General features: G+C 42.5%; 9 protein-coding genes. 5 read left to right on the forward strand and 4 right to left on the reverse strand.

Features of this window, described 5'->3' with window-relative positions; all coding sequences use genetic code 11:
• Nucleotides 1-15: 15 nt before the first annotated feature.
• The 5 genes from ATHSA_RS09445 to ATHSA_RS09465 are packed head-to-tail and all read left to right on the forward strand — an operon-like array spanning nucleotide 16 to nucleotide 6,554.
• On the forward strand, nucleotides 16-2,508 hold the full coding sequence (locus ATHSA_RS09445; RefSeq protein ID WP_161848839.1) for an ATP-dependent Clp protease ATP-binding subunit: 2,493 nt from the start codon (nucleotides 16-18) through the stop codon (nucleotides 2,506-2,508).
• Nucleotides 2,489-3,814: a DNA repair protein RadA gene (gene radA, locus ATHSA_RS09450; protein WP_161848840.1), complete on the forward strand. Its 1,326-nt coding sequence runs from the start codon at nucleotides 2,489-2,491 to the stop codon at nucleotides 3,812-3,814. Before ATHSA_RS09445 ends, radA begins: the two co-directional genes overlap by 20 nt.
• A complete protein-coding gene (gene disA, locus ATHSA_RS09455; protein WP_161848841.1) occupies nucleotides 3,811-4,884 on the forward strand; it encodes a DNA integrity scanning diadenylate cyclase DisA in 1,074 nt (357 codons plus the stop codon). The genes radA and disA overlap by 4 nt, the downstream gene beginning before the upstream one ends.
• Nucleotides 4,885-4,908: 24 nt before the next feature.
• Nucleotides 4,909-5,907 carry a PIN domain-containing protein gene (locus tag ATHSA_RS09460; RefSeq protein ID WP_161848842.1) on the forward strand — a complete coding sequence of 333 codons (999 nt, stop codon included), beginning with the start codon at nucleotides 4,909-4,911 and terminating at the stop codon, nucleotides 5,905-5,907.
• Nucleotides 5,904-6,554, forward strand: a complete 651-nt coding sequence (locus ATHSA_RS09465) for an IspD/TarI family cytidylyltransferase (RefSeq protein WP_161848843.1) — start codon at nucleotides 5,904-5,906, stop codon at nucleotides 6,552-6,554. Before ATHSA_RS09460 ends, ATHSA_RS09465 begins: the two co-directional genes overlap by 4 nt.
• On the opposite strand, the gene hydE is transcribed toward ATHSA_RS09465, so the two are convergent.
• The 4 genes from hydE to ATHSA_RS09485 form a co-directional block, all read right to left on the reverse strand.
• A complete protein-coding gene (gene hydE / locus ATHSA_RS09470; RefSeq protein WP_161848844.1) occupies nucleotides 6,532-7,620 on the reverse strand; it encodes a [FeFe] hydrogenase H-cluster radical SAM maturase HydE in 1,089 nt (362 codons plus the stop codon). The two genes, ATHSA_RS09465 and hydE, sit on opposite strands and share 23 nt — an antisense overlap.
• Nucleotides 7,574-7,828, reverse strand: a complete 255-nt coding sequence (locus tag ATHSA_RS09475; RefSeq protein ID WP_161848845.1) for a hypothetical protein — start codon at nucleotides 7,826-7,828, stop codon at nucleotides 7,574-7,576. The genes hydE and ATHSA_RS09475 overlap by 47 nt, the downstream gene beginning before the upstream one ends.
• Nucleotides 7,803-9,323, reverse strand: a complete 1,521-nt coding sequence (gene hydG, locus ATHSA_RS09480) for a [FeFe] hydrogenase H-cluster radical SAM maturase HydG (RefSeq protein ID WP_161848846.1) — start codon at nucleotides 9,321-9,323, stop codon at nucleotides 7,803-7,805. The genes ATHSA_RS09475 and hydG overlap by 26 nt, the downstream gene beginning before the upstream one ends.
• A gap of 246 nt (nucleotides 9,324-9,569) precedes the next feature.
• Nucleotides 9,570-11,330 carry an NADH-dependent [FeFe] hydrogenase, group A6 gene (locus ATHSA_RS09485; protein WP_161848847.1) on the reverse strand — a complete coding sequence of 587 codons (1,761 nt, stop codon included), beginning with the start codon at nucleotides 11,328-11,330 and terminating at the stop codon, nucleotides 9,570-9,572.
• Nucleotides 11,331-11,401 lie beyond the last annotated feature (71 nt).

Genomic DNA, 11,401 nt, shown 5'->3' on the forward strand with positions numbered 1-11,401 from the left:
AGAGGGTGATTTTATATGTTTAATAAATTTTCAAAACGCGCAGCCCAGGTCTTTGTGGCTGCTCAAGATGAAGCGAAAGCGCTTGGTCATTCTTACGTTGGGACCGAACATTTGCTTTTAGGAGTTATGAAGTCTGCAAATGGAGAAGCCTACAACGTTTTAAGAGAGCATGGACTTGATTATGCTTCTTTGAAGCAGGAAATAATAGCGGTTGTCGGGGCAGGTATCCCGAGAGAAAATGTATCATCTCCACAGATGACGCCAAGAGCGAGAAAGATAATAGAACTCGCCTATGAAGAGGCTCAATTGCTTGGACAAAATTACATATCCACAGAGCACATACTCCTTGCCATATTAAGGGAAGGAGAAGGCGTTGCGGCGCATGTCTTGAGAAAGTTTGGCATAGATCTCGTTGATCTTAGAAGAGAATTGATAGACGAAATAGGGGGATCTCAAAACAATGAAGATTCTGACGACGATGATTTCATGAGACCGGGACCTTCTCAGGATGTGATGAGGTCTGTCAAAAACTTGGAAGGACTCGGTGTCGATCTCACAGAAGAGGCGAAGGCTGGCAAACTCGATCCGGTCATAGGAAGGGAAAGAGAGATCGAGAGAATAATGCAAATACTTACAAGAAGAAAGAAGAACAATCCAGTCCTCATAGGGGATCCCGGTGTTGGTAAGACGGCCATAGTAGAAGGGCTTGCCCAGAGGATAGCAAGCGGTGAGGTGCCAGAACTTCTCAAAGGAAAGGTTATCTTTTCTCTCGACATAGCGGCCTTGATTGCCGGAACCAAGTACAGGGGAGAGTTCGAAAAACGTCTTAAAAAAGTCTTAAGTACGGTCAAGGACGATAGATCCATAATTCTTTTCATAGACGAAATTCACACGATAGTCGGAGCGGGAGCGGCCGAAGGGGCCGTCGATGCGGCAAACATCCTAAAGCCTGCTCTTTCGAGAGGCGAGATCCAGTTAATAGGTTCGACAACGCCAGATGAATACAGACAGTTCATAGAAAAAGATGCGGCCTTAGAGAGAAGATTCCAAAAAATCTACGTTGGTGAACCGACAGTCGATCAAACTCTTGAAATACTCAAGGGTCTAAAGGCAAAGTACGAAATACATCACAAAGTCAAATACACAAATGAAGCGCTCGATATGGCCGTCAAACTTTCTCAAAGGTATATAACCGATCATTACCTGCCAGACAAGGCCATAGATTTGATAGATGAGGCAGGTGCAAGCGCAAGATTGAACAGCATGACCGTGCCAGACGAAATAAAAGAACTCGAAAAGAAGATAAAAACGATACAGGAAGAGAAAGAACTCTCCATAGCCCAGCAAAATTACGATCGCGCGGCCGAGATAAGATTCAAAGAAAGAGATCTTCAGCAGTTGTTGAATGAAAAATACAACGAGTGGAAAAAACGGAGAGAGACGGAGATAATAACTGTAGATTCCGATAGCATAGCGCGCACGATATCAATATGGACTGGCATTCCACTCACAAAACTCGAAAAGAGCGAAAGTTATAAACTTCTAAATCTTGAGGCCGAACTTCATAAACGCATAGTCGCCCAGGAAGAGGCCATAAAGGCCGTCTCAAGCGCGATAAGACGTGCAAGATCTGGACTTAAAGATCCGAGAAGACCTACCGGATCATTTATGTTCCTCGGTCCTACCGGTGTTGGAAAGACAGAACTTGCAAAGGCTCTTGCTGAATATCTTTTCGGAGACGAGAATGCCTTAGTCAGGATAGATATGTCCGAGTACATGGAAAGATTCTCCGTCTCAAGGCTTGTCGGCGCGCCTCCTGGATATGTCGGATACGAAGAGGGTGGCACCTTAACTGAAAAGATAAGAAGAAGGCCATTTTCGGTCGTTCTTCTCGACGAGATAGAAAAGGCCCATCCGGACGTTTTCAACCTTCTCCTTCAAATACTCGATGATGGAAGGCTAACTGATTCTCAAGGACACATAGTCGATTTCAAAAACACGATACTCATAATGACTTCTAACCTTGGAGGAGAATTGATAAACAAGACAAAACGAGGATTGGGCTTTATAGAAGAAAATAATCAGGCGACATACGAGAGCATGAAATCAATCGTCATGGATGAAGTGAAAAGAACCTTCAGGCCAGAGTTTCTTAACAGGCTTGACGAAATAATAGTTTTCCATCCTCTCACAAAGGATCATATAGAAAAGATAATAGACATATTGTTGGGCGATTTGAGAAAGAGACTCGGAGAAAGGAATATGAAATTACTCATAAGCGATCAGGCCAAGGAAGTCATAATATCGAAAGGTTTCGATCCGGTCTACGGTGCAAGACCTTTGAGAAGAGAGATCCAAAGGATGATAGAAGATCCGTTGTCTGAAGATTTGCTTTCCAACAGATTCGAAGAAGGTGACACGATAATAATTGGCGCTTCCAACGGAAAGATCGTTTTCAAAAGGAAAAGAGAAAGAAAGGTTGCATTGAGTGAATCAGGACAAAAGTAAGATCGTCTATGTTTGTTCTGAATGTGGTTACAAATCGTCAAAGTGGTTCGGTAAGTGCCCCAATTGTGGAGCGTGGGATTCTGCCGTCAGAATTGAAGAAGGGGTACAAAAAGGTACCCCTTCTTTAATAAATTTTGAATCCTCAACTTCGAATATTTCCATTCCCAAAAGAATGACGACAAGAATGAAAGAAACGGACAGAACGCTCGGCGGAGGCGTCGTGCCTGGTAGCGTCATTCTCATCTCTGGTGGACCCGGAATAGGCAAATCAACGCTTGCCATCGAATACGCAAGCGCCCTTACTGATTATGGAAATGTGTATTACGTAAGCGGAGAGGAGTCCATCTCCCAGATTCTCATGAGGGTAAAGAGGCTTGGAGTTGAAAATCCACGCCTTTTTCTTTCGTCAGAAGTAAATGTCGATGCCGTCCTTTCCTCTGTCAAAGATAAGCCCGTTGCGATGGTCTTCGATTCTATTCAGACGCTTTACACCTCCGGCATGAGTGCACTTGCAGGTTCTGTTCCTCAAATGCGTGAATGCACGATGAAATTGATAGACTACGCAAAATCAAATGATACGGCCATATTCATAATAGGTCATATAACAAAGTCTGGAAGCATAGCCGGACCGATGATTCTCGAGCATATGGTCGACGGAGTCCTTTACCTTGAGGGAGAGCCAAGATCGGGAAGAAGGATTCTAAGATCGATGAAGAACAGATTTGGTCCCACAGACGAGATCGCAGTCTACGATATGGAAGAGAATGGAATGATAGAAATACCAGATCCTTCAAAAATCTTTGCCGATATAGACACAGAGGATCCCGGCAGTACTCTTTCGGTAATAGTCGAGGGATCGAGACCTCTTATGGTAAATGTTCAGGCACTTACAAGTGTCAATTACAAAAATGGTGCCATAAGGATAACAAGAGGATTCGAAAACACGAGACTTATGATCATTGCCGCGATAGTCTCAAGCCATCTTGGGATTTCTCTCGACAACCGAGACATATATCTAAACATCCTCGGGGGTCTCAAAACGACAGATACGGCTATAGATCTCGCAGTTGCGATGGCGATCTTCTCCTCCGTTAAAAAACTCAAATTTTCCCCAAAGGTTGCCTTCATAGGCGAACTTGGACTCGATGGAAGGGTTAGAAATGTGCCACAGATGCAATTAAGAATTTCGGAAGCAAAAAGAATGGGTATAGAGAATATAATAGTATCGAACGATTCAAAATACGGCGGAAATGGGGTAAAGACGTTAAAAGAGGCCATTTTAAAATCTTTTGGGGGTAATTTATGAGACATGAAAAGATAGAAAAAACTCTTCAAATAATAGCGCCAGGGATGCCTTTAAGAGATGCCGTTGACAACATAATAAGGGCAGATAAAGGAGCCTTAATATGTCTTGTACAGGATCCTTCCGAATACGTAAAATCCGGCATAATTCAGGGAGGATTTTATCTTAACTGCGCTTTCAATCCAAACAGATTGTATGAACTCGCAAAAATGGATGGAGCAATAATAATCTCCGAAGATTTAAATAACATATGGTACGCGAATGTCCAGTTGGCAGTAGACAACTCCATTCCGACAAATGAAACTGGCACAAGGCACCGGACGGCCGAGAGATTTGCGATACAAACTGGAAAACTCGTGATCGCGGTCTCCCAAAGGAGAAAGGCTATAACACTTTATCAGGGAGATTGGAAATACATGCTAAACGATGTTTCAACGATAGTCTTGCAGATGAATCAAGGATTAAGGCTTATGGAAAGGTATAGAACGAATTTTGACAATCTGATAAATTCTCTAAACGCAAAAGAGATCGAAGATCGTGTAACTCTTTTAGATGTTTACGAAATAATCAGCAGAGGATTAAAGATAATGAAACTTTCAGATGAACTAAACTTTTACCTCTCAGAACTTGGAAACGAAGGATATCTGACGAAGTACCACATGGATGAGTTAAAAGAAGGGGTAATGGAAAATATAAAGTTGATGATAATGGACTACGCGAGCGAGGAAGTCATAGGACGAAATCACAATCCAGAAAAAATCATAAGAGTACTTTTATCACAGAAAGAAGAAAATCTCGATCTTATATTTTTTATTCACAAATTGGGGTATGATATAAAAAAGGATCAAATCTTTGAGATGGTTTTGCAACCGAGAGGATACAGATTATTAAGAAGCATTCCGAGGATACCGATGAACATAACCATGGACGTCGTAAAAAAATTCAAAAATATTCAAGGACTTCTCAATGCCTCATTTGAAGATTTCACACAGATAGACGGTATCGCGGAAAAACGTGCAACGATAATTATGAGTGGTATAGAGTCTTTGAAAACCAAAAACAACGTAAATTAATTCAATCAAAGGGGGAAATAGATTATGGAATGGCTCTTTTTGTTTTTGCCTTTATTTTTGGGCCTTTATTTCGGTTATGCCTGGTTTCCAAATTACGCGCTTTTTGATTCGAGATGGTGGTATCCTTACTTCGTTATCTTGATAGGAGGCGTAGCCGGACTTTTGGTAGGGATAGTACTCTACTTTTTGGCAAAACGCGTTAAGGAAAACAAGGTAAACGCATTTAATTTCCTTATTTCGATCGCTGCCTTTGTGGTCTTCATGGTAATCGGAAATTACATCATGACTGATTTCACGAATTACAACTTTTTGTCAATAACGATCGGGAAGTCCATAATAGTCATTCTTTCATTCCTCGGATCTTGGCTCATATCTCAAAAACTCATATTTTCCGTATTCAAAGTCGGTGACATATCCGGAAATTACGGAAGTTTCATATTCGATACGTCTATACTTTTAGACGACAAATTACTTGATCTTTTCGATATAGGTTTGTTCAACGGTAAAATAGTTATACCTCAATTCGTCCTTATCGAGATGCAAAAACTCGCGGACAGCGCCGACGAAGAGAAAAAAGAAAAGGGAAGAAAGGGTTTCGAAATAATCGAAAAGATGCAAGGACTCGAAGATCTGAAAATCACGATAGACGATTCGATAGCCTACAGAACCGGAAAGGTAGACGAAGATCTTGTTAACCTTGCGAGAAAGTACAATGGCCGTCTCGTAACCCTCGATTACAATCTCACAAGGGTCGCCCAATTGCAGGGAGTGAGGGTATTGAATCTTAACCATCTTGCCGAGATACTCAAACCAACACTTTTGCCCGGACAGAGAATAAAGTTGCAGATAATAAGGCATGGAAAGAACAAAGATCAGGGTATAGGATTTACCGAAGATGGAACGATGATAGTCGTCGAAGATGGAGGAAAGAATGTCGGCGAAACACAGGAAGTCGTGATAACCAATATTTTAAGAACGAATGCCGGCAAACTTTTGTTTGCAAGAATAAACCCGAAATCATGAAATCTGCGGTAATAGTTTGTGCTGGAAATTCAACGAGATTTTCAAGAGGGATGAATAAAGTCCTCTACCCTTTGGGTGGAAAGAGGGTCTTTTCCTATTCTTTAGATATTTTTAAAAAGTTGAACTTCGATCTCATAATTCTCGTCGTAAAAAGGGAAGAAGAAGAGTTTTTCAAAGAGGAAATCTCAGAAAACATCAAAATAGCGTACGGAGGATCGAGAAGACAGGATTCAGTTCTGAATGCCATCGATCTAATCCCGCAAAATAGCCCCGTCCTTATCCATGACGGGGCACGTCCTTTTCTGACTGAAAGACTGGTGGAAGAAGTTTTTTCAAAAATAAGACCGGGCAGGTGTATCGTTCCGGCCATAAAGAGCGAAGACACGATAAGAATAGAAAATGGTGGAAAGTACGCTCTCTTTGACAGAAACAGGGTCTTTAGAATTCAAACACCTCAGGGATGCGTCGCCGGAGAACTTTCACAACTGTACAAAAGATTTTCACATCTCGATCTTTTGGACGATGCCGCGGCCTTTGAACTCGCAAATTTAGAAGTCGAAATAGTCGAAGGAGAAAAAAGAAACTTAAAGATAACGACATACGAAGATGTAAAGATGCTCGAGGCTATGATGAAGATTGGGTCTTGACGAGAGTTGTCAGTCTCCTGTTCATCTTGGATAGATCTCTTACCGTTTCGTAAAATTCGACCTTTCTTTTGTTATCGTATATCCTGTAATTCGATCTGTAAATATCCGGTGTGAAATTCACCATTATTACATTGCATCCGGCATCAAAGGCCCTGTATTGAAGATTTTTATCGATCGTGCCAAGGGCTGTCGTCGCCGGCAACTGAATCAGAGGTATCATAAGGCGCGTGCAAGCGTATGCGTTTAAAGTTATCTCGGCACTCCCTACCGGATAATTCTCAAGAGGAGTACCGCGCGCAGGAATGAATGGACCAATTCCTGCCATCTTGATTCCGATCTCTCTCATGAAAATGATATCGTCCGCTATATCCTCGAGAGTTTGACCCGGAAGACCTATTATGTCTCCTCCGCCGGTTATGTATTTCAAAGAAACAAGGGTTTTTATCAAAAATATCCTTCTTTCATAATCATCTCCATGGACCATCTCGAAGATCTTTTTGTTAACCGTTTCCTGTTTGAGAAGATACTTTGAAGCGCCTGCCTCCTTAAAGATCGCAAACTCTTCCGGATCCCTCTCTCCAATGGAAAGAGAAACGGATCTGCGAGTCGTCTCCCTTATCTTTCTTATCATCCTTTCTATCATTTCGGTCGTGTAAAAAGGATCCTCACCGGATTGAAGAATTACAGTATCAACGCCACAATTTGCCGCTTCGATCGCCGTTTTAACGATCTCTTCCTCTTTCATTCTGTACCTTGGTATCTTATTCGAAGCCCTTATTCCGCAATAAAGGCAATCTCTTTTGCAATAGTTCGAAAATTCTATTATTCCTTTGATGAATATCGTGTCTCCAACATTGTCATGCCTTACACATGAGGCGAGATCGAAGAGGCACTTTCTCTCGGCAGAGTCCCTTAGTCCAAGCAAATAGACTATTTCATCGCGGGAAAGAGGCCTCTCCTTGATCACCTTTGACGCGACAGATTTCAAAGTGTCTGAAAGATTTGAATTGAGAATCTCTTCAACTTTCTTGAATGTCAGAGAATCTTGAGAGTATCTTTCCAACATCGTTCATTATCTCCTCTTTGTGATCCTCTCCTTCTATAAAGATACCATATCTTCCAATCTTACCGACGAGTTTTGGAGGCAAAAATTTTTCTTCTCCCCATCCGGTAAGGTAAGACCATCTTCTTCCCAAAGATTCGGCGATCCACAGCCTTGTACCATATTTTTTATAAATTTTCTCACATTCAGAAATAAAGATCTCTTTCTCCATTTTTTATCCTCTCGTGATAATTTTCGAGTGCTTTGAATGTCTTCTCCGAATAAATTTTTGGAACTCTCGCCTTTACCTCTGCCATCTCTTTTTTTATCAACTCTTCGCCGATCTTTTTGGTCTCATCCGAGGCAAAATCGTCGAGCCATTCTCTGAATGTCAAAATGGCGTTTAACTTGCAAAATTGTCCTTCCTTTTCACTTTTCAAAAGCGTCATTATATTGGTGCCGGTCCTTCCGCACCTGTAACCTGCCGTGCAGAAAGATGTTATGTATCCCATCTGGGCAAGTTCTCTTATGACATCATCTAGATCGCGCGGATCGCCTATCATGAACTGCTGCTTTGCAAGATCCTGTTCGGTCTTATCGATCATCTTATCGGCACCGTATATCTCCGAATATGCGCCTATGCCTATTCTCGTCGAAGCATCTGTTTGGGTTACGCCAAGTGGTAAAACTTCTCTTCTCACTTGTGCATTCTCGCGCGCCGTCAGGATCATGCCGGTGTAAGGGATGGAAAGCCTTATGACGGCAACCAACTTTTTGAAATCCTCGTTGGAGACCTTGTACTTTTGGGTGTCAAATGCGACATTTTGTGCCGGTTCAAGTCTTGGGAAGGAGACCGTGTGAGGGCCTATGCCAAATTGCTTTTCGAGTTCGATGGCATGGTACAAAAGTCCCATCACCTCAAATCTCCAGTCGTAAAGACCAAAAAGTGCTCCTATGGCGACGTCATCTATTCCGGCCTCCAATGCCCTATGCATTGAGTAAAGTCTCCACTGGTAATTTGATTTCAGAGTGCCTTTCGGGTGGACCTCTGAATAGGTCTTGTGATGGTACGTTTCCTGAAAGACCTGATAGGTTCCGACGCCCACATCTTTGAGGGCTCTCAGATCCTCAACAGACATGGGAGCGGCATTCACGTTGACACGCCTTATTTCGCCTATTCCATTGCGGGTTTTCACCTTGACATCGTAAATCGTTCTTATCGTGTCGATCATGTACCTTACATCGGAGACTGGATGCTCTCCGTAGACGACTATGAGACGTTTGTGTCCTATCTTTCCGGCAAGGATCTCTGTCTCGCGTCTTACATCCTCGAGAGTGAGTTTTAGACGCTTTTCATCCTTGTTGTCCTTTCTAAAGCCACAGTAGAGACAGTTGTTAACGCAAAAATTGCTGCAATAAAGCGGTGCGAATGTCACTATCCTGTTGTCGTACACTTTTCTTTTTATCTTACCGGCGGCATCGAAGATCTCCTCCCACAGTTGTGGATCCTTAACGTTCAAAAGCGCCGCGGTATCATCGGGAGAGAGCAAATCGAGATTGAAAGATTTTTGTATGATCGATCTTATCCTTGCAGGATCCGGTGATCTGTTCTTTTCTATCTTTTCCCATATCTCATCGTCATTTATGAAATCCTTCCCGTCTTTCATGTACTTTTCATACTCTTCCGTCTTGATCACATTCTCAATCCATCTCGCTTCAGTTCTCATCTTTACCACCTCCTGTTATAATTTTCACAAATAAAGCAAACCTATTTCTTTATAGTTTAGTGTAAACGAAGTAACTGCTACACGCTGCGTGCCAAATCACCTGCAAATCACCTGCCTGTTGATATATAAGAAAAAAAACCAGAAGATCTACTAAGAGATCTTTTGGTCTTTTATTTTAAGGTGATTTTCCATCTTTAACCTCCTCGATGTCAGGTGCACCCTCCATCTCAGAAATAAGATCAGATTTTAGACCTTTTGTACCTCTTTAACCCTTTCTAAAACCGATTTCTTTCTGTTTGTGTAATGGGTATGCAGCAATTTCTTTGAAAGATCGCTCAACGGCTGTTTGTAGAATTCTACGTAAAGTTGTTGGATTGCCGGATTTTCATGAGATTTTCTCAATTTACTCGCTTCATCTATTGAATAAATGGCCGCAGATCTTTTCTTGAGAATGTCTGGATCCGTTGATTTTGGCTGTCCTCCTCCGCCTATACATCCACCGTAACAGGCCATTATCTCAACGAAATCGTACTTCACATTTCCAGCCTTTATGTTTTTAAGCAGGTTTATAACATTCGCTGTTCCATGGGCAACGGCGATTTTGACCTGTTTACCATCGAGATCGACTGTTGCCTCCTTCACGCCTGCAAATCCTCTAACGTCTTTGAATTCAACTTTTGGAAGAGTTTTACCCGTTGCGAGTTCATATCCCGTTCTCAAAGCAGCCTCCATTACTCCACCCGTGACTCCAAAGATCGCGGCCGCACCGGTAGAAAGACCGAGCGGTGCATCGTAATCCTCATCAGGTAGATCGAGGAAATTTATCCTGTGATTCTTTACAAGTCTTCCGAGTTCTCTCGTCGTTATAACTGCATCTATCATCTGGATATCATCGTAGATGTGCTGTGGCCTGACGATCTCATCCTTCTTTGCAGTGCATGGCATAACTGAAACAACGAAGATATCCTTTGGATCAACATTTATCTTTTTCGCAAAATACGTCTTTATAGTGGAAGCAAGCATTTCTTGAGGAGATTTGGCCGTCGAAATGTTTGGGATGAACTCTGGGAAATGCTTCTCGACGAGATTTATCCATCCCGGACAACAGGAGGTGAACATTGGCGCAGGGTGTTCGCCATGACCCATCAACTGTTCTATGAGTTCACTTCCCTCTTCCATGATCGTCAAATCGGCTCCAAAGTTTGTATCAAAAACGTAATCAAAGCCCAATCTTCTTAAGGCCGCAACCATTTTGCCGGTCGAGACATGACCCGGTTCCATCCCAAATTCTTCCCCTATAGCAACCCTTGTCGCTGGAGCCGTCTGAACTATCATGATCTTGTCATGCTTTCTGAGATGAACATCCACTCTCTTGTAATCAGGCTCTTCCGTTATCGCTCCAACAGGACATACCGCACTGCACTGGCCGCATCCTATACAATCGGTGTATTTCATCTCAAGGCCAAAGGCAGGCACGGGAAGTGACTCCGATCCACGATTAGAAAGTGTGTAGATACTCAATCCCTGAACATCCTGGCATACCCTTACACATCTTCCACAATTTATACATTTGTTAAGATCTCTGAAGATGGCATTTGAAGAACTGTCGAATTCGACATTTCTAAGGTCTTTTGGATATATATCGTGGATATCGTAAAGATTTATAAGGTTTTGAAATTCACACCTTCCGTTAACGTCGCAGGTCATACAATCATTTGGATGTCTCGACAGGAGAAGCGCAAGGTTGTCCTTGAGAGCCCTCTCGACTCTATCGCTCGATGTCTTTATCTTCATGCCTTCTGCAACCTTTGTCGTGCAGGCAGTCATTAGAGTTCTCGCGCCCTCTATCTCGATTGCACAAACTCTGCACGCACCGACGTCTTCGAGCAACGGATGATGACAGAGCGTTGGAACGTAAACGCCCACTTTTTGGCACGCTTCAAGTACGGTCATTTGCGAATCTACAGTGTAAGTCCTTCCATTTATCACAATGGAAACATCGCTCATCTGTTCACCCCCAAAAGAGATTGGCTTACATGTGAATTATAGCACAAATTTTAAAAAATGCAACCCACCAG

It is taken from the genome of Athalassotoga saccharophila (genome assembly GCF_009936215.1).
GTDB lineage: Bacteria > Thermotogota > Thermotogae > Mesoaciditogales > Mesoaciditogaceae > Athalassotoga > Athalassotoga saccharophila.